We start from the raw sequence: 21779 nt of genomic DNA, 5'->3' as shown, positions 1-21779 counted from the left end.
GCACGAACGGCGCGGGCAACGCGACAGCCCTCGCCTCAGCGGATCCCCTCCACCGCCGCCTGCGCCGCCCGGGCCAGTTCCCGTCGGGCGCCCGCCCGGGTGGGCTGCGGCCCGGGCGGCGGGATCGGCGGCAGGAAGGTGACGTCGGCGACCAGCCCGCGCACCGCGACCACCCGGGCGAGCGAGGTGAGCAGTCCCTCGTCGCCGATGAAGGCGGGGGCGCTGGTGGACCGTCCGTCCGCCAGCCGGTAGCGGATGGTCACCGGCTGGACGAAGGCGCCGGCCTCCACCGCGGCCTGGAACAGCGCGGGTCGGAACCGGCCGCTCTCCCGCCCGCACCAGGTCGACCCCTCCGGGAAGACGATCACCGGGTGTCCGGAGCGCAGCACCTCGGCCACGGTCGCCACGGTGTCCGGCAGCGTGCGCAGCCGGTCGCGGTCCAGGAACACGGTGCCGCCCCAGGCGACCAGTGGCCCGAGCACCGGCCACCGCCGGACCTCGGTCTTGGCCAGGGACCGGCCCGGCCGCCCGGCCGCGAGCAGCGGGATGTCCAGCCAGGACACGTGGTTGGCCACCACCAGGGCCCCGTCGGCGGCCACCGCCGTGCCGCCGGCCGCCCCGGCCGCCCCGGCGGCCCCGGCCGAGCCGGGTGTGCCGGGCGTCCGGGGCGTCCCGAGGTGGACGGTCACCCCGAGGGTGCGCAGCAGCACCCGCGCCCAGAGCCGGATCAGCCGGTCCCGGGCGCCGTACGGCAGCAGTCGCACCGGGAGGCTGAGCAGCACCCCGGCCAGCACCGCCACCAGACAGGCGGTCAGTCGCAGCACCCGCCGGGGGTGGGAGACCTCCGGCGCGCGTTCGCCCAGGCAGGTCTCCGGGCGGCAGGTCGCGGTCGGCAGCCAGACGCTCATGACGAGGCGCCCGGGGTGGCCGTTCCGGACAGGAAGTGCCGCAGGTAGCGCGGGTCGGTGCGCTCCAGCGACAGCAGCACGTACAGGTCGGCGCAGTTGAAGTCCGGGTCGTACGCGGGCTCGCCGCAGACCCAGGCGCCGAGTCGCAGGTAGCCGCGGAGCAGGGCGGGCAGGGCGCCGCGCTCGGCGCGCGGCACGCCGGTGGAGTCCCAGCGGCGGTGCGGGGTGACCCGGTACTCCTCGGGGGCCAGGTACTTGGCGCTGACGGTGTCCCAGACCCGGGCCGCAGTGGCGCCGCCGTCGGCCAGGTCGATGGAGCAGCAGCCGCCGACCCAGGTGTTGCCGGTGTCGGCGAGGTAGCGGGCGATGCCGCCCCACATCAGGTTGATGACGGCGCCGTTGCCCCGGTGGTCGGGTCGGATGCAGGAACGGCCGAGCTCGACCAGGCCGGGCCGGACGGGCGCCAGCGCGGAGAGGTCGAACTCGCCGTCGGAGTAGAGCCGTCCGGCCCGGCGGGCGGCCTCGGGGCGGAGCATCCGGTAGGTGCCGACGACGGCGCCGTCCTCGCCCTCGCGGACCAGCAGGTGGTCGCAGTACTCGTCGAAGGGGTCGACGTCGAGTCCGGTGACGGGGCTGTGCAGGACGGCGCCGAGTTCGGCGGCGAAGACCTGGTGGCGCAGCCGCTGGGCGGCGCGCACGTCGTCCTCGTCGCGGGCCAGGGAGACGGTGTAGTCGGCCGGGGCCGGGGCCGGCCGGTGGTGGGGCGCGGGGACCGCCGGGGTGTCGTGGGTGGGGGCGACTGCGGACGGAGCGTACGTGGGGACGGTGGTCATGGCGGACCCTCCAGGGCAGCACGATCGGCGGTGCCGTGGATCGCCACGGCGCCGTCCCGGCCCGCAGGGGTTGGGCGTCGGGCGCGGACCGGTCCCCGTATGTGTCTCCAAGTCGGTTGGAATTCACGTTGCGGCCCGGCGGAGCGCAGATGTGCACCTGTTGAATGGGACCACCCGTGGCGGCCCGTGGCCTGCCGGTCATCTGCCCGGCACCGGGCGGTCGTTCGGCCGGGGTGGACAACGGGGGCGCGCAGCTGCATTGCGCACGCCCCCGCCGCCGCTCCCGGTCGGCTGCGCCAAGCCGTCACGGCTCCACGCGCCGGGCCACGGCTCCACGGCTGAACGCGTCACGGCTGAACGCGTCACGGCGCCGCGATCACCGGTGGGCTCAGAACGCCCGCCACCCCTGGGGGTCGACGCCGCCGGGGATGGCGGCGGCCGGTCGACCGTACGGCTCGCGGGTGTAGACGAAGGAGCCGACGTCCAGGTGGCTGACGGTGCCGTCGGCGTGCCGGACCACCCGAAGGGTCTCGCCCGCGTGGTAATTGTCCAGGCCGCGCCAGGTGCCGTCCGGCTCGGGCCGGAAGCGGGAGCCCCGGTGGACGCCGGCCTGCGGGGTCAACTCCAGGACGCCGTCGGCGCGCAGCCGCAGGACGTTGGGCGCGGCGCCCCAGTACCAGGGGCCGGTGAGCGCCAGCAGCTCCTGGTCGACCTCGGACAGCGGGCGCCAGGGGGCGGGCAGTCGGGGCTCGTGGGCGGCCGTGATGCCGATCAACTGGGCGGCCAGCAGGGGGGTGTCGGTGCCGCTGGTGGCGTTGGAGAGGGCGAACGCGGCCAGGCCGTCCTCGGCACTGACCCACAGTCCGGCCGTGAAGCCGGGCATCGAGCCGGTGTGGCCGTACAGCAACCGACCCTCGTGGCGGCGCAGTTGGAGGCCGAGGCCGGAGCCGGAGGTCCAGTCGGCGTCGTTCGGTCCGACGGCCGGGCGGCGCATCTCGGCGAGGGTGTCGGCCGTGAGCACCCGGTCGTCGCCGGCGGCGAGGAAGGCCGCCCAGCGGGCCAGGTCGGCGCCGGTGGACCAGAGTTGGCCGGCCGGGGCCATCAGGCCGGTGTCGGTGAGGGGTTCGGGCAGCATGACGTCGGCCCACGGGTGGACGGCGAAGCCCCCGGCGTGCGGGTGTTCGGGCAGCAGGGTGGTGCGGTCCAGGCCGAGCGGGGCCAGGACCTCGCGGCGCAGCACCTCCCCCCAGGGCTCGCCGCGCAGCTTCTCGACCAGCGCGCCGAGCAGCGCGTAGCCGGGGTTGGAGTAGTGGTGGCGTTGCCCGGCCGGGTGCTTGAGCGGGTTCTGCCGGTCCAGCAGGTCGCCGAGTCCGGGCCGTAGCGCACCGTCGGTCCGCTCCCACCAGGGCTCGGGCGTCTCGGCGGCGATCCCGCCGGAGTGGGCGAGCAGCTGGGCGACGGTGACGCCGTCGGCCGGGGTGCCGGGCAGGTGGCGGCCCAGCGGGTCGGTCAGGTCGAGCAAGCCCTCGTCGCGCAGCCGCAGCACCAGCACCCCGACGAAGGTCTTGGTGAGCGAGCCGATCCGGTACTGGACGTCGGCGTCCGGCGCGTGCCCGTCGACCATGCTGCGGGCGCCGGTCCACACCAGCCGGCCGTCCCGCACCACCCCGGCGACCAGGGAGGGGGTGCGGCCCTCGGCCTGGGCGACGGCGACGCGGTGCAGCAGGGCGCGGCGGGTGGTGGGCAGCAACTGGTCGGACTGGTCGGTCATCTGATCGTCTGAGCTCTTCGACATGGACGGACAGTAGCTCAGCCGGGTCCCGGACCAGGCGGATAAACCTGCCGGAACAGACCTGCCGGAACAGACCTGCCACGAGGGCCCGCCGGCCGAAGCCGCCGTGACCCCCGCAGCCTCCCCGTCAGTCCGTGAGCCCGTCAGCCGGTCAGCCCGTCAGCGGCGGCAGCTCCGGCCGCTCCAGCCACGCCTCGAACAGCGGGCCGAGCGGAGCCGTGGTGTACCGGGAGGCGTGGGTGAGGAGGTCGCCGGTGGACACCACGCCGTGCCGGTTGGCGCCGGCCCAGTCCCGCAGCATCGCGAAGAACGGGTCCTCGCCGAGCGCCTGCCGCAGCGCGTGCACCACCAGGCCGCCGCGCTGGTAGAGCCGGTCGTCGAACATCAGCCGGCGGCCCGGGTCGCCGATCGTGAGGTCCTGCGGCAGCCCGGCCAGCAGCCGGTGCGCCGCGGCGGCGTGCACGGCCGCGCCCGGGCCGCCGGCGTGCTCGGACCAGAGCCACTCCGCGTACTTGGCGAAGCCCTCGTTGAGCCAGATGTGCCGCCAGTCGGCGATCGAGACGCTGTTGCCGAACCACTGGTGGGCCAGCTCGTGCGCGATCAGCCGCTCGCGCTCCCAGCCGCCGCCGAGGTGGTTGGTGCCGAAGGTGGCCACGCCCTGCGCCTCCACCGGGACGTCCAGTTCCTCGTCGGCGACCACGACGGCGTACTCGCCGAAGGGGTACGGCCCGAAGACCTCGGCGAAGTGGGCCATCATCTCGGGCTGCCGGGCGAAGTCCCGGGTGAAGTCCTCGGCCAGCCGCTGCGGCACGTACCCGGTCTGCGGCACGTGCCCGGTCTGCGGCAGCACACCGCCCTGGGGTGCCCGGGCGGTGAGCGGCACCGGCCGGTAGTGCCCGATGGAGACCGTCACCAGGTACGGCGAGGTCGGCGCGCTCTGCTCGTACACCCAGGTGGTGCTGGACGCCCGGGTGGTCCGGGTGAGCAGCCGGCCGCCGGAGAGCACCGTGAACGGGGACGGCGTGGTGACCGCCACCTGGTAGGTCGCCTTGTCCGCGGGCCGGTCGTTGCACGGGAACCAGGACGGCGCGCCGACCGGCTGGCTGGCCACCAGCGCGCCCTCGGTCAGCTCCTCCCAGCCCAGGCCGCCCCACGGGCTGCGCACCGGCCGGGGGTTGCCGGTGTAGTGCACCTCGACGGTGAAGGCCGCGCCCGGCGGGAGGGCCTTCGCCGGGCGGATCCGCAGCTTGCCGCCGCGGTGGGTGTAGCGGGCGGCCTTGCCGTCGACCAGCACCCGCCCGATCCGGAACTCGGCCAGGTCGAGCGCGAACTCGGCCAGGGCCGCGTCCGCGACCGCGCTCAGCCGGGCCGAGGCGGCCAGCCGGTTGGGCCCGGGCCGGTAGTCCAGGGCGAGTTCGTAGCGGTGCACCCGGTAGCGGTGGTCGCCGCTGTTCGGGAAGTACGGGTCCGGGCCGGGGGCTGCGGGCTGGGCGTGCTTGGGCTTCACGGGGGCGGGCGCTTCCTGCGGGCCGGGACGGGTGGCCGTACCGGACGGGGGCGGGGTGGTCACGACGTGGGCTGCCACGCCTCGATGGGATTGCCCAGCCACCGGGTGTCGGCGGGGACGGACTCGGCGCGCATCACCAGCGAGGCCGGGCCCAGCGTGCTGCGCGCGCCCACCGTGCTGCCGGGCAGCACGATCCCGCCCGGGCCCAGGGTGGCACCCTCGCGGAGGACCACAGTATCCATCCGCATGATCCGGTCGTGGAAGAGGTGGGTCTGCACCACGCAGCCCCGGTTCACGCTGACTCCGTCACCGAGGGTGACCAGGTCCGCCTCGGGCAGCCAGTAGCTCTCGCACCACACGCCGTGCCCGACCTTGGCACCGAGCGCCCGCAGCCACAGGTTGAGCACCGGGGTGCCCGGCACCGCGCCGACCAGCCACGGCACCGCCAGCACCTCGACGAAGGTGTCGGCGAGTTCGTTGCGCCACACGAAGCCGCTCCACAGCGGGTGCTCCACCGCCCGGAACCGGCCGACCAGCAGCCACTTCGCGGCCACCGCGACCAGGCAGGCCAGGCCGCCCGCCGCCAGCAGGACCAGACCGGAGAGCAGCGCCGCCAGCAGCGGGGCGCCGTCCGCCAGCCGGCACAGCGCCGCCACCGTCAGCAGGCCCAGTGCCCCCGAGGCCAGTACGGGCAGCAGCCGGGCCAGCTCGACCAGTCCGCGCGCCCACCGCAGCCGGGCCGGCGGCTCGTACGTCAGGCTCTGGTCCGCCTGGTCCGCCGCGCGCGGCAGCCGCATCGGCGGCATGCCCAGGTACGAGGTGCCCTTCTTCGCCTTCTTCGGCGTCGCCGAGAGCACACCGACCAGGCCCCGCTTGGGCACCGAACGGCCCGGCGCGGTCATCCCCGAGTTGCCGAGGAAGGCCCGCTCGCCGATCTTCGCCTCGCCCAGGCGCATCCAGCCGCCGCCGAGCTCGTACGGCGCGATCAGGGTGTCGTCGGCCAGGAACGCGCCGTCACCGACGGTGGTCAGGCTGGGCAGTGCCAGCACCGTGGACACCTCGGCGCCCCGGCCGACCCGCATCCCCAGCGCCCGCAGCCACAGCGGGGTGACCAGCCCGGCGTACAGCGGGAACAGCACCTCGCGGGCCCGGTCCATCAGCTGGCTGACCGTCCACGCCTGCCAGCTGACCCGGCCGTGCAGCGGGTGCACCCCGGGCACCAGCCCGAGGCTGAGCAGCCGGACCAGCACCACCAGCTGCGCCGCGTACAGCGCGCCGTACGCCAGGGTCGCGGGCAGCAGGCCGAGCAGCGCGCCGCCCAGGGCCGGGCCGAGGTCCGCGCCCTGGTCGACGAAGCGGGAGAGCACGGCGAGGGCGGCCGCGGCGGGCAGCACCGGGAGCAGGCCGAGCAGGGCGTCACCGGCGCCGTACACCGCGGCCCAGAGGGGCCGGCGGACCGGGACCGCCTTGGGCCAGGACCACTCGGCCCGGCCCAGCTTGACGGCGGGAGCGCCGCCCCAGCGCTGACCGGTCGGCACCTGGCCGGTGACGCTGGAGCCGGGCAGCACCTGGGCGTTCTTGCCGACCCGGGCGCCGGGCAGCAGCGTCGAGCGGGTGCCGACCACCGCGCCGGCGCCGACCTTGACCTGGCCGACCTCCAGCCGGTCGCCGTCCAGCCAGTAGCCGGACAGGTCGACCTCGGCCTCGACAGCGCAGCCCCGGCCCAGCTTGAGCAGCCCGGTGACCGGCGGCAGCGAGTGGAGGTCCACCTCCGGTGCGACCTTGGCGCCCAGCGCCCGGGCGTAGGGGACCAGCCAGGCGCCGGACAGCCCGGTCGCGCCGCTCAGCTCGGTGAGCCGCTCGGCCGCCCACAGCCGCAGGTGCATGGAGCCGCCGCGCGGGTAGCTGCCGGGGCGCAGGCCGCGCAGCAGCAGCCGGGCGCCGCCGGCCCCGATCGCGAGCCGGCCCGGCGCGCTGAACAGCACGAGCGCGCCCGCGCCGACCGCCCACCAGGAGGCGGTGGGCGCCCACGGGTAGTGGCCGAGGTGGGAGAGCAGGTTCCCGGCGGCCAGCAGGGCGACCGTCCAGCGCAGGCCGACCACGGTGAACAGCGGGATCAGCAGCAGCAGCTGGAGCAGCTGGGCCCGGGTCGGCACCGGGGTGACGGTACGGGCCTCGCCGCCCTGGCCGGCGGTGCGCTCCAGGTGGCGGGCGAGCTTGCGCAGCGTCGGGTGCTGGTAGATGTCCAGCACGGCGGCGCTCGGGTAGCGGGTGCGCAGCAGGGTGGTCAGCCGGGCGGCGGCCAGGCTGCCGCCGCCGATCGCGAAGAAGTCGTCGCGCGTGCCGCCGACCTGCACGCCGAGGATCTCGGCCCACTGCTCGGCCAGCCACGCCTCGGTGCCGTACAGCTGCTCGCTCGGCCCGGCGGCCTCCAGCTCGGGCAGCGGCCAGGGCAGGGCGCCCCGGTCGACCTTGCCGGAGGTGCGGGTGGGCAGGGTGTCGACCGGGGCGAGCAGCGGCACCAGGGCGGCGGGCAGCTCGGCGCGCAGCCGTTCGACGGCCTGTTCGCGGTCGAAGCCGTCCTGGACGACCAGGTAGCCGACCAGCAGCTGGTTGCCGCCGCGCGCGGTCCGTACGGCCGCGGCCGCGCCGGCCACGGCGGGCAGGGCCTGGAGGGCGGCGTCCACCTCGCCGAGTTCGATCCGGCGCCCGCCGAGCTTGATCTGCTCGTCGGTGCGGCCGAGGAACAGCAGGCCGGCCGGGTCGGCCTGGACCAGGTCGCCGCTTCGGTAGGCGCGCTCCCAGCCCAGCGAGGGCAGCGGGGCGTACTTCTCGGCGTCCTTCTCCGGATCGAGGTAGCGGGCCAGGCCGACCCCGCCGATCACCAGCTGGCCGGTGCCGCCGGGGGCGACCGGCTGCCCGGCCTCGTCCACCACGGCGAGGTCCCAGCCGTCCAGCGGCAGGCCGATCCGGACCGGGCCCTCGCCGGTGAGCAGGGCGGCGCAGGCGACCACGGTGGCCTCGGTCGGGCCGTAGGTGTTCCACAGCTCGCGGCCCTCGGTGACCAGGCGCTGCACCAGCTCGGGCGGGCAGGCCTCGCCGCCGAAGATCAGCAGCCGGACCTCGTTGAGCGCCTCGGCCGGCCACAGCGCGGCCAGGGTCGGGACGGTGGAGACCACGGTGATCTCCTGCTCGGCCAGCCAGGGGCCGAGGTCGGCGCCGCTGCGCACCTGGGAACGGGGGACGGGCACCAGGCAGGCGCCGTGCCGCCAGGCCAGCCACATCTCCTCGCAGGAGGCGTCGAAGGCGACCGACAGCCCGGCCATCACCCGGTCCCCGGGGCCGATCGGCTCCTCCTGGAGGAAGAGCGCGGCCTCGGCGTCGACGAAGGCGGCGGCGTTGCGGTGGGTGACGGCGACGCCCTTGGGCTTGCCGGTCGAGCCGGAGGTGAAGATGATCCAGGCGTCGTCGGCCGGGCCGGGGCGGCGCTCCGGGGCGGGCGCCCGCTCGGCGGTGGTGCTCAGGGCGCGCCCGGCGCCGAGCACGGCGGCCACGGCGGCCTCGCCGAAGACCAGCTGGGCGCGCTCGTCCGGGTCCTCGGCGTCCACCGGGACGTAGGCGGCGCCGGCGGCGAGCACGGCGAGGATCGAGACGTACAGGTCGTTGGTGCCGGACGGCACCCGGACGCCGACCCGGTCGCCGGGGCCGATCCCGGCGGCGGTCAGCCGGCGGCGCACCTGCTCGACCTCGACGGCCAGGGCGCGGTAGCTGAGCACGGTGCGCCCGTCGTCCAGGGCCGGCTCGTCGGGGTGGGCGCGCACGGTGGCGTCCAGCACGTCGACCAGGGTGCGCGGGGCGGCGGCGGGGCGGCCGGGGAACAGGGCGAACGTCGGCTCCGCCGACGACGGCTCGGTGTCCTGCTCCGCGTGGATCGGTTCAGTGGTCATGTCGGCCGTGCGCTCCTCGTCCTCGCCCCGCTCCTACCGACGCCCGGCCCCTGGGGCGGTGGGAGCACCGCCTGACCGGGCGCCCCCACTCCGGGGCCGGAGCGGACAACCCGATCGATGGTAGCCCCGGGATCGGAGCCCGGCAGGAGCGGGAACTCGGCCCAACTGGGGCCGCAGTGGCCGAATCTGACGCTGCATCAGGTGACAACTGATGTTGCGTATCCCCGATGTGACGGACCGTCAGTCGAGTTGACGGATCGTCAGATGGAGTTCCGGACAGTGATCCATGCCACAGCGGACGCTGCTCCCTTCGGGTGGCGGGCTCGGCGTTTCGGCCTCGCGCCGGCCCGCCACGCCGACGGGCCGCTCAGCGGAAGCGGTGCAGCTGTTCGCCGAGGAAGGCTTCCAGGGTACGTGGGGGGCGCCCGGTCAGCCGGGTGAAGGTGTCGTCCGGCACCTCCTTGCGGACCACCGCGAGCTGCTGGATCTCCACCACGTGGGTGGCCAGCCAGTGCGGCATCCCGGCCCGGTGGACCAGGTGGGCGTGCAGCTCGGCCGGCGGCAGGTCGACGTAGCGCACCGGACGGCCGAGCAGCTCGGTCAGCAGCGCGGTGAGCTCCGGGTGGCTGTACGCCCGCCCGCCGGTGAGCGGGTAGCCGCCGCCGGCCAGCTCCGGGCGGGTGAGGATGTCCGCCGCGGCGTCGCCGATGTCCCGGACGTCCACGTAGTTGCACCGGGCCTGCCCCAGCGCGCCGTGCACCAGGCCGGGGCCGGCGATGCCCGGCGCCTGGAGCAGCAGCTTCTGCATGAAGGCGTAGGGGCGCAGCACGGTGGTGGTGACGCCCAGGGCGCGCAGGCGCTCCTCGATCAGGTGGTGGCCGCGCGAGACGGCGACCGGGGAGTCCGGCTCGGCGGCGGGCGCGGACACCTTGACGATGTGCTCCACGCCGCAGGCGACGGCCGCCTCGATCGCGTTCAGCTCGTGCCGCACCTGGTGCGGGCCGTTGGCCATGGTGAGGAACAGCTGGTGGGAGCCCCGGAACGCCCGGTGCAGGGACTCCGGGTCGGCGGCGTCGGCCGCGAGGGTCGTCGTGCGCGCGAGGGTGTGGTCGTCCAGTACGGCGGACAACCGGGCGGGGTTGCGGCTGAGGGCGCGGGTCGGTGCGCCGAGGGCGGCGAGGCTGCGCAGGGTGGCGCTGCCGGTGGCGCCACCGGCGCCCATGATGACGATCATGACGTCTGCCTTTCGGGTCGGGTCGTGGCCGGGAGTCGGTGCTGCGGTTCAATGGCCGGCCTGCTGCCGCGCCAGCGCCAGGTGGTGATGGTGGCGGCGATCGCCGAGGAGAGCGGCAGGTCGACCGGCAGCCGGCCCGGCCACGGGCTGTCGGCCAGCGCCGGGAGCTGGGGGAGCCAGTGCGCGGCGGCCAGGCCGACGGCGAGGCCGAGTGCGGCGGCGAACACTCCGCAGGCGGCGGCCGCGAGGCCTTTGGGCGTCCGGGGCGGCCTGGAGCGGGGCGGGCGGCGGCGGAGTAGGGCGCCGAGCGCGGCGGCAACCACGGCGGAGGTGCCGCCGATGGTGGTGAGCGCGGCGACGATCAGCTGCGGCTGCCGGGTGACGACCCCGCCGAGGGCGGCGCTGACGGCGGGCATCGCGTAGGCGGTCAGGGCCTCCCGCCACAGGACGAAGGGCGGGGGCGGTGCGCCGGGGGCCTTCTTGCTCATGGGCTGCTCCTCGATGGATCTGGTGAGGTACCTAAGCATTAGTGCTTAGGTGGCTAACTATTGAGGTGGAAAGCACGGCGGACCGCTCGGCGGCCCGCCGTCGGGCTCGGTACTTCGGGGGGTCTAGTCTGCGGTGAGGGCGTCGAGGCCCGCGACCACCCGGGCCAGCAGGTCCAGGAAGGTCGCGCGTTCCTCGACGGAGAGCCCGCGCACCAGCGACTGCATCCGGGCGAAGTGCTCGGGAGCGAGTTCGCGCAGCTTGTCGGCGCCGCGCGCGGTGAGGATCACCACGTTGCCCCGGCCGTCCTCGGTGGACGGCCGGCGGGCCACCAGGCCCTCCCGCTCCAGGCCGTCGACCAGGCCGGTCACCGTCGCCCGGGAGACCCCGAGGGTGGTCGCGAGCCGGGAGGGCGACTTCTCGCCGCCGTGGTCCTCCAGGTCGGCCAGCAGGCGGTAGCGGCCGGTGGAGAGGCCGAAGCGGCCGAAGTGCACCTCCCCGGCCTGGCCGAGCCGGGCGCCCGCCGTCATCAACCGGGCTGCGACCAGGATCGCCTGCGGGTCGGCCGTGAGGCCGTAGCGGGCGATCTGGCGGCGGGCCTGATCGAGGCTGGGGGCGGCTGGATCGGCCTCGGGGCGCTGCGTCATGGATGTAATATGGCGCCTTATCAGATGGCCGGTCAAGTCGGGCCGTCGGATCCTGCCGCAGCGGCGGACACCTCAGGCGGCGCGGGGGCTGATCCGGGGCGGCGTCCAGTCGGCGTGCTTCAGGACGGTCCGCATCATCGCGCCCGGCGGGGTGAGCCGGATCGCCGCGTTGCGCAGGGCGACCGCGAGCGGGTTGGCGAGCTGCTGCCCCAGTCGGCCCGCCCGGTGGGCGTCGCGGGCCACCGTCTGACTGCGCGGCCGGCGGACGGCGTCGTACCGGGCGAGCGCACCCTCCACCGTCGGGCTCCCGGCGACCGCCGCCGCGAGGGTCACCGCGTCCTCCAGGGCCTGGCAGGCGCCCTGGCCCAGGTGGGGCGTCATGGCGTGCGCCGCGTCGCCGAGCAGGGCGATCCGGCCCGAGACGTACGAGGGCAGCGGCGCGGCCAGCTCGTTGACGTCATGGTGCAGCACCGCCGCCGGGTCGGTCGCCGCGAGCAGCGCCGGGATCGGGTCGTGCCAGCGCGCGAAGCGGCGGCGGACCTCGGCCAGTGGATCCCGGTAGCGCACCCCGGCCGGGGCGTTGAGCACCGCGTGCCACTCGGCCCGGCCGTCCGGGAAGGCGATGTGGCCGAACTCGGCGCCGTGGCCCCACGTCAGCTCGAAATCGGAGGTCAGTCCCTCGACCGGGCGCCCGGTGATCGCTCGCAGCACCGTCGAACCGCTGTACGCCGGGCCGGGGTGGGCGGGGAGGAGGCGGCGCCGGATCCGGCTGTGGATGCCGTCGGCCGCCACCACCAGATCGGCCTCCAGGGTGGTGTCGCCGTGGCGCACCCGGACCCTGGCGGGGTCGGTGGTGTCGAGGTCGGTCACCTCCGCGCCGATCACCAGGGACTCGGCGGGCAGCGCCTCCCGCAGGATGCGGTGCAGGTCGGCCCGGGGGATTCCGACGATCGGCGCCCCCAGTTCGCGCTCCAGCGCCTCGCCGTCCATCAGCGCCAGCCGACGGCCGTCCGGGGTGCGGGTCCCGCCGCTGTACTGCCGCCGCGAGGCCGCCTCGATCGGCTCGGCCACCCCGAGCGTCGCGAGCGCCCGCATCCCGTTGGCGGCCAGCGAGATCCCGGCCCCGGCGTCGTCCAGCACGGCCGCCCGCTCGACCACCGTCACCTCCCACCCCGCCAACCGGAGCCCGATCGCGGCCGCCAACCCGCCGATGCCGCCCCCGACCACCACCGCGCTGTTGCTGCCCATGCCCGGTCCTTCCGCTGTCGCCGTGCTGCCTTCTACATCTGTAGAAGGAGCGTACTACGGGCCTGCCGGCCCGGACGGGCGGGGCCGCAGCTCGGTGGAACGGGGGAGCATGCCGAAGCCGGAGGCGCGGCCGGGCCCGCCGGACCGTGGACGCGGCGACCGGGCTCCCGGCCCGGTCGGGCTTCGCCCCGCCGACGTTCCGGGCGGTCGGGGTCGCGGCCCGGCGACAGGGAGGATGCGGCGAGGCCGGAGGGCGGGTGCGGGTGCGGCGGGCGGGGCGGTCTTTGGGTGGGTGGGGGCGCAGGCCGGTAGAAAGGGGGGATGCGGCGAGACCAGGAGCAGGGTGGCACGGGTGGGGCGGGCAAGCCGGATCGGCGGACGGTGCTCGCGGATGCGGCGATCGGCGTGCTGGCGGATGCCGGGGTGCGGGGGCTGACACATCGGGCGGTGGACGCGGCGGCCGGTCTGCCGGTCGGCACCACCTCGGCGTACCTGCGGACCAGGCAGGCGCTGTTGACCGCGCTGGTGCGTCGGCTGGTGGAGCTGGACCAGGCGGAGCTGCAGGGAATCGGGGAGCGGGTGGAGATTCGCTCGGCGGATGAACTGGTGTGGGGAATCCAGGAGTTGATGCGGCATCGGCTGACCGGCGAGGGCCGCCGGCGCTCGCTGGCACGGTATGCCTGCGCGGTGGAGAGCGTGCGGGATCCCGAGTTGCGGGAGATCCTCGTGCCGCGCGAGAACGCGGGCCGGGCCGTCGTCCGGGCGTTCCTCGCCGACCGGGGGGTCGCCGATCCGGACGGGCGGACCGCCACCTTGCTGGCCTGCGTCGACGGACTCGTCTTCGACCGTCTGGTGGGCGGGGGTGAGACCGGGGCCGATGAGCTCCAGGGTCTGGTGGCGGCGGCCCTGCGCGGCGCGACGCGCGGTCGGACCGCCTCGGCGCCCCTGGAGAGCCCCGACTCGGCGGCGTAGCCGGCGCCGTCGACCCTGCCTGCCGACCCGGGCCTGTCGACCCTGCCTGCCGACCCGGGCCTGTCGACCCGGCCTGTCGACCCGGCCTGTCGACCGGGGCTTGCCGACCGGGCCTTCGACCAGGTCCGGCGGTCGGCATAGTTGAGCCCATCTCAGGTCAATCAACCGTCAAGTCTGTTCATTCACAGAATGTTCCGGTCGAGAATGACGGAACTCAGGAAGAGAATTCCGTCGCCATGAGGTCTTCACACGGAGATCTCCGACTGACAGGCTGGGGCCGCCCTTTCAGTACGGAGGAGGTTCCTTGTCCCGCATATCCACGTTGGCCGGAGCAGTCACCTGCGCGCTCGCCCTTGTCACCGGAACCGCCGTGGCCGCGTCGGCCGCGCCGTTCGACCAGGCCCCGGGTGCGGCGGCCGCCGAGGCGAAGGTCGACCCCGTCGACTGGAAGCCCTGCAATCCGGATCCGAGCAAGCCGGACCCGGGCATCTACGACTGCGCCGTCTACCCCGTGCCGCTCGACTACGACAACCCGTCGGGTGAGAAGGTCGGCATCGCCATGATGCGGCGGCGGGCGAGCGACCCGTCGAAGCGGATCGGCTCGCTGTTCCTCAACCCGGGCGGCCCCGGCGGCAGCGGCTACCTGTGGGCGACCACCACCCGTTTCGGTGCCGAGGTGCAGTCCAAGTTCGACCTGGTCGGCTTCGACCCCCGTGGGGTGGCCCGGAGCAACCCGCTGAAGTGCTTCAAGACCCAGGAGGACGCCGACGCGGTCAACAACCGCATGGTGGGCGTGCCGGTCACCAAGGCGGAGATCGCCGACACCCTGGACGCCGACCAGGACTACACGGACGCCTGCAGCAAGAACGCGGGCCCGCTGATCGAGCACATGTCGACCATCAACGTGGTGCGCGACCTGGACCGGATGCGCCGCGCCGTCGGTGACTCCCAGCTCACCTTCGCCGGGTTCTCCTACGGCACCCTGATCGGTTCGACGTACGCCGCGATGTACCCGAACAAGGTGCGTGCGGTGATCGTCGACGGCAACGTCGACCCCGACCTGCGGCTGCACAACGGCCTGGAGTACGACCGCCAGCGGGCGGGCGGCTTCGAGCTGGCCCTGGACGAGTTCCTGAAGCGCTGCCAGACCGCCGGCGCCCCGCGCTGCGCCTTCGGCGACGGCGACACCCGCGCCAAGTTCGACGAGCTCCGCGACCACCTGCGGACCAGCCCGATCACCCTGTCGAACGGCTCCCAGGTGACGCTGAGCAGCTTCACCAGCGAGGTGGCGAGCGCCCTGTACTCGCAGGCCAAGCTGGCTCCGCTGGCGAAGTCGCTGCAGGCCACCTACCAGGTGATGCGGAAGCCGGCCGTGGCCGCCCTGCTGGCGCCCAAGGCGAACGTCTCCGACGACGAGGCCAAGCAGCTCACGGTGAACGTCCCGCGCGCGCTGCGCGAGGCCCCGGCCGACTCCGAGTACACCGCCGACGACTCGTACATGGGCGTCAACTGCCAGGACAAGCCGTACCCGTCGAACGACCGGGTGTTCCCCAACGCCGCCAAGGCGTGGGAGAAGGAGTCGCCGACCTTCGGCCGCTACCAGGCCTTCGACGCCCCGGCGTGCGCGAGCTGGCCGGCGCCGGCCCGGGACGCCGAGCGGTTCAGCGGCCCCTGGAACAAGAAGACCTCCAACACCGTGATGGTGATCGGCAACCTCTACGACCCGGCCACCCAGTACAAGTTCGCCCAGCGGATGCAGCAGGAGCTGGGCAACGCGGTGCTGGTCAGTGTCGACTCCATCGAGCACTGCGCCGTCGGCCGCAGCGCGGCGCTGAACTCGCTGGTGACCCGCTACCTGGTGGACGGCACCGCGCCGAAGCCGGGCCAGCTGCTCAAGCCGGACGCCGAGATCTTCCCGGCGGTCTGAGGGGTCTCCTCCGGAACGACCGGCCGTTGAGGCCGGGACCGTGGTGGCCGACGGATTCCGTCGGCCACCACGGTCGTGTTGTCCCGGAGAACTGCCGGGAGTGCGCGGGGAATTCCGGTGGAAGATCGTCGTCGAACGTCTTCCGCACTCCCGGTGAGGGAAATCGCCGGAGCCGTCCTGGGTCGTCGGTGGAAGACCGCTCCAGGCCCCGGGGCGGACAGGCGGCTTTCCCGTCGCGAGGCAGCGGAGATGGCGTCCTGTCAGTCACCGCGATTCGCCGGTGAATTCACCCGGCCGAACGCAGGAGCCGGACGCGGGAGCCGGACGCGGGAGCCGACGAAGCGGCGCCCCGGCCCGCCGTGGGCCGGGGACGCCGTGGGCCGGGGCGCCGCGAGCGGGCGGGCGCCAGCCGTCAGGCCGCCTGCTCCGCCTCCTCGACGATCCGGCCGTCGTGGAGCTCGATCACCCGGTCGGCGAGCCCCATCAGCGTCGGGTCGTGGGTGGCGACCAGGACGGTGACGCCCTCGCTGCGGACCACCGCGCGCAGCAGCTCCATGATCGAGCGGCCGGTCTCGGAGTCCAGCTGGCCGGTGGGCTCGTCGGCGATGATCAGGCCGGGTTCGTTGGCCAGTGCGCGGGCGATCGCGACGCGCTGCTGCTGGCCGCCGGAGAGTTCGCCGGGCCGCTGGCCGGCGTGGTCGGCGAGGCCGACCAGGGCGAGCAGCGTGTGGGCGCGCTCCTCACGCTCGGCCGGCGGGACCTTGCGCAGCCGCATCGGCACGCCGACGTTCTCGGCGGCGGTGAGCATCGGGATCAGCCCGAAGGACTGGAAGACGAAGCCGATCCGCTCCCGGCGCAGGGCGAGCCGGCCGTCCTCGTCCAGCCCGCCGAGGTCGATGCCGTCCAGCGAGATGCGTCCGCCGGTCGGCGCGTCCAGGCCGCCGACCAGGTTGAGCAGGGTGGTCTTGCCGGAGCCGGAACGGCCCTTGAGCGCGGCGAGTTCACCGCGTTCGACGGAGAAGTCGATGCCGCGCAGGGCGTGCACGGTCCGCTCGCCGGTGCCGAAGCTGCGCCGGAGGTCGGTCACCTCCACCATCGGGCCGGTGGCCGTCGGGCCGGTCGTCGTCGGGGTGGTGTCGGCGGCCTGGTGTCGTGTCATGCGGCGTCCCCCTGCGGGCGGTGACGGCCCGGTTGTCCGGGCCAACGGATGTGGTGGCTTCTTCGGTTCAGCGTTTCGGGCGGAGAATTCGTGAGTTGAGGAGTTCCCTGGTCAAAAGGGGTGCACGGAAGCCCGAGTTGTGAAGTGTGCATGGCATTTCAATGGCTTGTCCCCGGTGGGGTGGTGGCCAATACAAGGAATTTGCTCATTGCTTACTTGATTCGCGCAAGTCCCTTCCGTTCCCGGATCGAATCTGACAGCATCGTCCGCTATCCGGCGACCGAATGCCGGTGATCACTGCGCCGGTGCGCCCGTGGGGTGTTCGTCCGTGGCCGAGATGTGCCCGGATCGGATCGACGGGGGGCCGGGATGCGACCGGGGATGCAACCGGGGGAGGAACTTGATGCTCGGCTTCGTCGTGCGCAGGCTGCGCGGGCGACTGCCGCTGGCTGCTGCCGTCCTGCTGACGGTACTGATCACCACGGCGGTGCTGACCGCCCTGGTGACTTTCAACAGCAGCGTCGGCCAGGCCGGCCTGCGGCAGGCGCTCCAGGGGCCGGGTCACGCCCGGACCACCGTGGTGGTCACCGCCGAACACGGCCTCGACCAGCGGCAGAAGGACGACGAGGCGCTCGCCTCCTACCGGCAGAAGCTCTTCGGTGATCTGCCCGTCCGCACCGACAGCCTGCTCCGCAGCCGCTCCTACGGTCTGCCGGGAGGCGACGCTCCGGCGGCTGGGGCTCCGGCGGCCGGAGCGTCGGCGGGTGGCGCCCCGGCGAGTGGTCAGTCCAGCTCCGCCAAGGCGGACTTGACGGTGCTCGCCGACCTCGACCGCGCCCGGGTGAGCCTGGTCGCCGGCGCCTGGCCGGGCGCCGTTGCCGGGCCGGTCCGCTCCGCCGCACCACAGGTCGCCGTGCCGCAGACCATGCTGGCCCGGCTCGGCCTCACCGCCGAGGCGCTGCCCGCGGACGTCCGACTCGCCGACCGGCTCGACGGCACTCCGCTGACCGTCCGGGTCACCGGCGCCTACCGGGCCGTCGACCCGTTCGCCGCGTACTGGCACATCGACCCGGTCGGCGGCCACGAGATCCAGATCGGCGGGTTCACCACCTACGGCCCGATGATGGTCGACCAGAGCGCCTTCACCGCGGGCGGTCTGCCGCAGAGCAGCCGCGGCTGGCTGCTCGACGCCGACTTCGCGGGCGTCGACCAGAGCACGGCCGAGGCCATCGGCGACCGGACCCAGGGCCTGGCCGACGACCTGCGGAAGACCTCCAGTCTCACCGCCAACACCGAACTCCCCGGCATCGTCGGCGAGTTGTCGGCCAGTCTGCTGGTCGCCCGGTCCACCCTGCTGATCGGGGCCCTGCAACTCGCGGTGCTCGCCACGGCGGCCCTGCTGCTGGTGGTCCGGCTGATCTCGACCCGCCAGGAGCGGGAGAACGAGCTGCTCGCCGCCCGCGGCGCCTCCGGTGCCCGGCTCGGCGGCTTCACCGCCCTGGAGTCGGTGCTGCTCGCCCTCCCGGCCGCGGTGTTCGCGCCGCTGCTCACACCGTTCCTGGTCCGCGTCCTGGCCGGCCTCGGCCGGTCCCACCAGGTCGCCCTGGACACCCAACTGCGGTGGACGCTCTGGCCGGTGGCCGTGTTCTGCGCCCTCGGCTGCATCGTGCTGGCCACCGTGCCCAGCCTGCTGCGCGGCGCCGGCTCCGCGCTGCGCCGCCGGGCCGGCCGCCGCCAGGCGGTGGTCTCCGGCATCGCCCGCAACGGCGGGGACCTCGCGGTGCTCGCCCTGGCCGTGCTCGCCTACCAGCAACTCGACCAGTACGGCGGCGGACTGTCCACCGACTCCTCCGGCCACCTCGGCGTCGACCTGCTGCTGGTCGCCACCCCCACCCTGGCCCTGTGTGCGGGAACCCTGGTGGTGCTGCGGCTGCTGCCGCTGGTCGCCCGGCTGGGCGCCCGGGTCGCCGCCCGGGGCAGCGGCCTCGGCCCGGCCATGGTCGGCTGGCAGCTGGCCCGTCAGCCCGCCCGGGCCACCGGGCCGGTGCTGCTGCTGGTCATGGCCGTCGCCACCGGGGTGCTCGCGTTCGGCCAGCACGCCACCTGGACCGCCTCCCAGTACGACCAGGCCGCCTTCGACACGGCCGGCGGCCTGCGGATCTCCGCCTCGCACAGCGCGCTGATGGGCCAGGGCGGCCGCTACGGCGCCCTGCCCGGCGGCGACCGGCTGATCGCGGTGGACCGCGAGGACCAGGCGCTGCCGAACGGCACCGGGCAGGTGCTCGCGGTGGACTCCGCCGCCTTCGCCGACCGCGTCCCGTTCCGCGAGGACCTGCTCGGCGGGGCCGACCGGGCAAAGGTGTTCGGCGGGCTCGCCCAGCCGGCGCCGACCGGCGTGAAGGCCGGTGTGCCGCTGCCCGGCCGCCCCCTGCGGATCGACGCCGACCTGGCCGTCCGGCAGGAGTTCAACACCACGCCGCTGATCGCCGGCCTGCCTCCGGTGGCCCCCGTTGCGCCGGAGCTGACCCTCCTGCTGCGGGACCGCTTCGGCTACGTCCACAAGGTCCTGTTCACCGGTCTGCCGACCGGCGGCGAGCAGCGTGTCTCGGCCCCGCTGAGCACGCTGGTGGACGCCCCGATGGGCTCCGTCGCCGCACCGCTGAGCCTGGTCGGCGCGAGCGTCTCCTTCAGTGACCGTGCCGGCGGCGAGGTGACCGTCCACCGGCTGGCCGTCTCGGACAGCGCCGACGGGCCCGCGACCGACGTCCCGGTGCCGGCCGGCCTCTCCTGGCAGAGCGAGGTGCTGGACGGCCCGGCGCTCAAGGCCGGCGCCGCGCCGCCCGCCGCCGTACGGCCCGAACCGGCCGACGCCGGGCGGCTGTTCACCGTCGACTACCGCACCGGGAACAACACCGGCGCCTCCCTGCGGGCCCTGCTCCACATCGCGGGAACGGACACTCCGAGCGTCCTGAACGGCGTCGCCACCCAGGACTACCTGCAGCTCGTCGGCGCCCGCGTCGGCGACGTCCTCCGGGTGCCGTTCGCCGCGACGATCCTCCAGGTCAAGATCACCGGAGTGGTCCAGGCCGTGCCGGCGACCGGCCCCAACGCACTGGTCATCGACCTGGCCACCACCGCGCGGCTGCTGGCCGCCGAGGGCCGGGGCCTGCCCAGCCACGCCGAGTGGTGGCTGCCCGCCTCCGGGCCGGGCGACCGCGTCCCGGCCCAGGCCGCCGCCGCCCTGCGGGCCGCCCCCGGCTCCCAGGACGTCCAGCTCTACGACGAGGTCTCCGAAGGAATGCTCAGCGACCCGGTGGGCGCCGCGCCGCAGAACGCGCTGCTGGCCATCGCGCTGGTCACCGCCGTGCTCGCCGCGATCGGCTTCGTCGCCGCCGTGGCCGGCTCCGCCCACGAGCGCGCCCGGGACTCCGCGCTGCTGCTCGCCCTGGGCGCGCCGCGCAAGCAGGTCACCCGCACCGTCGCGGCCGAACAGGCCCTGCTGGTCGGACTCGGCGGGGTGGTCGGGCTCGCCCTCGGCGCCCTGCTCGTCCACCTGATCGTCCCGTTCGCCGTGCTGACGCCCGCCGCCCGCCGACCGATGCCCGAGGCCCTGATCGAGCTGCCCGTCGGCCAGGCGCTGCTGTTCGCGGCCGCGATCGCGGTCGCCCCGCTGCTGTCGGCCTTCCTCATCGGACGCCGCCGTCGAGACGTGGCCAGCCGGCTGCGCCACGTGGAGGAGATGTGACCACCCCGGCCGGCACCCGCGTGCCCACCCCCGAGACCGCCCATCGCCCCGCGCGCTGGGTCCGCACCAGACTGCGGGCGAACCCGCCGGCCGCGCTGCTGATGGCGGCCCTCGCCTTCATCACCGTCTTCCTGGCGGCGGCCTTCCCCCGCATCACGGACCGGGGCGCGGACACGGCGCTCCGGGACTTCGTCAACCAGGCGGGCCTCAACGCGGCCAGTCTGCAGACCACCTCCAGGACCCTGGAGGGCGACAACGCCGTCGAACTCGACCGGGTGCAGCGGCAGGTCGCCGAGACGGTCGGCCGGCAGCTGACGCTGACCCAGCCGGGCCAGGCCCACGGCGCCCGCGCCCTGGTCGAGCGCGGCATGGGCAATCCGGAGTACGACCGGTTCGCGGAGAAGCACACCGACCCGGCCCTCGGTCTGCTCTACCTGCACGACCTGGCCGCCCGGGCCACCCTCACCGACGGCACCTGGCCGACCCCCGGCACGGTCGGCGGTCCGCTGCCGATCGTGATCAGCAAGAAGGCCGCCGAGACCATCCACATCAAGCTCGGTGACACCATCGACAACGGCGTCGAGGGCTCGGGCGCCAAGCGGACCACCGTGGTGGTCGGCCTCTACCAGGTCAACGACCCCCTGGACCCGTTCTGGGACGACCTCGGCTGCCCGGCCCGCGCCTGCCTGCGGACCGACCCCGAGCACGAGCACTGGATGACCAGCGGATTCGTCGACGGCGGCAGCCTGCCCGCGTTGGCCCACTGGGGTTCGAACGCCGAGAACTTCTGGCGGCTGCCCGTCGACCCCGCCTCGCTGCACGCCGACCGGCTCGACCACACCCGCGGCGTCATCAGCTCCTTCCTGACCGGGCGCGACGCCACCGCCCTGGCCGAACTGACCAGGCGCGCCGACCTCCACACCGTCTCGAGCCTGCCCGACCTGCTGGCCCGGGCGGACGACCGCTACCAGGCCTCGCTGCCGCTCAGCACGATCGGCCCGGCCGGCGTCGCCGGTGTCGCCGCCGTGGTGCTGTTCCTGGCCGCCGCGCTCACCACCGACCGGCGCGCCGCCGAGATCCGGCTGCTCCAGGCCCGCGGCGGCTCCCGCACCGGGGTGCTGGGACGGCTGCTCGGCGAAGGCGCCGTCACCGTCCTGCCCGCCGCGGTGCTCGGCACGGCCCTCGCCCTGGTGCTGCTGCCCACCGCCCAGTGGGAACGCGCGGTGCTGGCGGCCCTGGTCGCCACCCTGATCGCACTGCTGGCCTTCCCGGTCCGCGCGGCCCTGCTGTGGTCGCGGCGGCGGGCGGTCGGCGGACGGCGCCGACTGGTCGGCGAACTCGCCGTCCTGGCGGTCACCGTCGCGGCCGTGGCAG

General features: G+C 74.8%; 14 protein-coding genes. 4 read left to right on the top strand and 10 right to left on the bottom strand.

Going from position 1 to position 21779, the window contains the following annotated elements:
• Nucleotides 1–35 precede the first annotated feature (35 nt).
• The 9 genes from BG452_RS28075 to BG452_RS28035 all read right to left on the bottom strand — a co-directional run bounded on the left by BG452_RS28075 (nt 36) and on the right by BG452_RS28035 (nt 12602).
• Nucleotides 36–908, bottom strand: coding sequence for a lysophospholipid acyltransferase family protein (locus BG452_RS28075; protein ID WP_188307150.1), 873 nt, complete (start codon nt 906–908; stop codon nt 36–38).
• The gene (locus tag BG452_RS28070; protein WP_188307149.1) at nt 905–1741 is read right to left on the bottom strand and encodes a GNAT family N-acetyltransferase; all 837 of its coding nucleotides are present in this window, start codon (nt 1739–1741) and stop codon (nt 905–907) included. Before BG452_RS28070 ends, BG452_RS28075 begins: the two co-directional genes overlap by 4 nt.
• 388 nt (nt 1742–2129) lie before the next feature.
• Nucleotides 2130–3512, bottom strand: a complete 1383-nt coding sequence (locus tag BG452_RS28065; protein WP_188307173.1) for a serine hydrolase domain-containing protein — start codon at nt 3510–3512, stop codon at nt 2130–2132.
• A gap of 172 nt (nt 3513–3684) precedes the next feature.
• Nucleotides 3685–5040, bottom strand: a complete 1356-nt coding sequence (locus BG452_RS28060; RefSeq protein ID WP_188307172.1) for a M1 family metallopeptidase — start codon at nt 5038–5040, stop codon at nt 3685–3687.
• Nucleotides 5041–5099: 59 nt separating this feature from the next.
• On the bottom strand, nt 5100–8987 hold the full coding sequence (locus BG452_RS28055) for a Pls/PosA family non-ribosomal peptide synthetase (protein ID WP_188307148.1): 3888 nt from the start codon (nt 8985–8987) through the stop codon (nt 5100–5102).
• A 367-nt stretch (nt 8988–9354) separates the two neighbouring features.
• Nucleotides 9355–10221, bottom strand: a complete 867-nt coding sequence (locus BG452_RS28050; RefSeq protein ID WP_188307147.1) for an NmrA family NAD(P)-binding protein — start codon at nt 10219–10221, stop codon at nt 9355–9357.
• Nucleotides 10218–10709 carry a hypothetical protein gene (locus BG452_RS28045; protein WP_188307146.1) on the bottom strand — a complete coding sequence of 164 codons (492 nt, stop codon included), beginning with the start codon at nt 10707–10709 and terminating at the stop codon, nt 10218–10220. The genes BG452_RS28050 and BG452_RS28045 overlap by 4 nt, the downstream gene beginning before the upstream one ends.
• A 123-nt stretch (nt 10710–10832) precedes the next feature.
• A complete protein-coding gene (locus BG452_RS28040; RefSeq protein ID WP_188307145.1) occupies nt 10833–11354 on the bottom strand; it encodes a MarR family winged helix-turn-helix transcriptional regulator in 522 nt (173 codons plus the stop codon).
• 72 nt (nt 11355–11426) lie between these two features.
• A complete protein-coding gene (locus BG452_RS28035; protein WP_188307144.1) occupies nt 11427–12602 on the bottom strand; it encodes an FAD-dependent monooxygenase in 1176 nt (391 codons plus the stop codon).
• A gap of 321 nt (nt 12603–12923) precedes the next feature.
• Between BG452_RS28035 and BG452_RS28030 the strand changes: the two genes are divergently transcribed.
• Both BG452_RS28030 and BG452_RS28025 read left to right on the top strand, forming a co-directional pair.
• Nucleotides 12924–13574 (top strand): TetR/AcrR family transcriptional regulator, encoded by a 651-nt coding sequence (locus BG452_RS28030; protein ID WP_188307143.1) that lies wholly within the window; start codon nt 12924–12926, stop codon nt 13572–13574.
• Nucleotides 13575–13878: 304 nt separating this feature from the next.
• Nucleotides 13879–15501: an alpha/beta hydrolase gene (locus BG452_RS28025; RefSeq protein WP_223242834.1), complete on the top strand. Its 1623-nt coding sequence runs from the start codon at nt 13879–13881 to the stop codon at nt 15499–15501.
• Between the two features lie 412 nt (nt 15502–15913).
• Here the strand turns inward: BG452_RS28025 and BG452_RS28020 are convergent, their stop codons facing one another.
• Nucleotides 15914–16660, bottom strand: a complete 747-nt coding sequence (locus BG452_RS28020; RefSeq protein WP_188307142.1) for an ABC transporter ATP-binding protein — start codon at nt 16658–16660, stop codon at nt 15914–15916.
• A gap of 403 nt (nt 16661–17063) precedes the next feature.
• On the opposite strand from BG452_RS28020, the gene BG452_RS28015 reads away from it, so the two are divergent.
• Nucleotides 17064–20405 carry an FtsX-like permease family protein gene (locus BG452_RS28015; RefSeq protein WP_188307141.1) on the top strand — a complete coding sequence of 1114 codons (3342 nt, stop codon included), beginning with the start codon at nt 17064–17066 and terminating at the stop codon, nt 20403–20405.
• On the top strand, nt 20402–21779 hold a 1378-nt coding region (locus tag BG452_RS28010), incomplete at its 3' end, for an ABC transporter permease (RefSeq protein WP_188307140.1). The genes BG452_RS28015 and BG452_RS28010, both read left to right, overlap by 4 nt.

It is taken from the genome of Streptomyces sp. CBMA123, assembly GCF_014596465.1.
Taxonomy (GTDB): Bacteria; Actinomycetota; Actinomycetes; order Streptomycetales; family Streptomycetaceae; genus Kitasatospora.
Note: the sequence above shows the minus strand (reverse complement) of the source record. Positions and strands in the feature narration are given on the sequence as shown.

Coding starts and splice junctions, on each gene's coding strand:
- BG452_RS28055 (WP_188307148.1), bottom strand. CDS start 8,987: ATGACCACTGAACCGATCCACGCGGAGCAGGACACCGAGCCGTCGTCG.
- BG452_RS28070 (WP_188307149.1), bottom strand. CDS start 1,741: ATGACCACCGTCCCCACGTACGCTCCGTCCGCAGTCGCCCCCACCCAC.
- BG452_RS28045 (WP_188307146.1), bottom strand. CDS start 10,709: ATGAGCAAGAAGGCCCCCGGCGCACCGCCCCCGCCCTTCGTCCTGTGG.
- BG452_RS28065 (WP_188307173.1), bottom strand. CDS start 3,512: ATGACCGACCAGTCCGACCAGTTGCTGCCCACCACCCGCCGCGCCCTG.
- BG452_RS28075 (WP_188307150.1), bottom strand. CDS start 908: ATGAGCGTCTGGCTGCCGACCGCGACCTGCCGCCCGGAGACCTGCCTG.
- BG452_RS28020 (WP_188307142.1), bottom strand. CDS start 16,660: ATGACACGACACCAGGCCGCCGACACCACCCCGACGACGACCGGCCCG.
- BG452_RS28050 (WP_188307147.1), bottom strand. CDS start 10,221: ATGATCGTCATCATGGGCGCCGGTGGCGCCACCGGCAGCGCCACCCTG.
- BG452_RS28015 (WP_188307141.1), top strand. CDS start 17,064: ATGCTCGGCTTCGTCGTGCGCAGGCTGCGCGGGCGACTGCCGCTGGCT.
- BG452_RS28035 (WP_188307144.1), bottom strand. CDS start 12,602: ATGGGCAGCAACAGCGCGGTGGTGGTCGGGGGCGGCATCGGCGGGTTG.
- BG452_RS28030 (WP_188307143.1), top strand. CDS start 12,924: ATGCGGCGAGACCAGGAGCAGGGTGGCACGGGTGGGGCGGGCAAGCCG.
- BG452_RS28040 (WP_188307145.1), bottom strand. CDS start 11,354: ATGACGCAGCGCCCCGAGGCCGATCCAGCCGCCCCCAGCCTCGATCAG.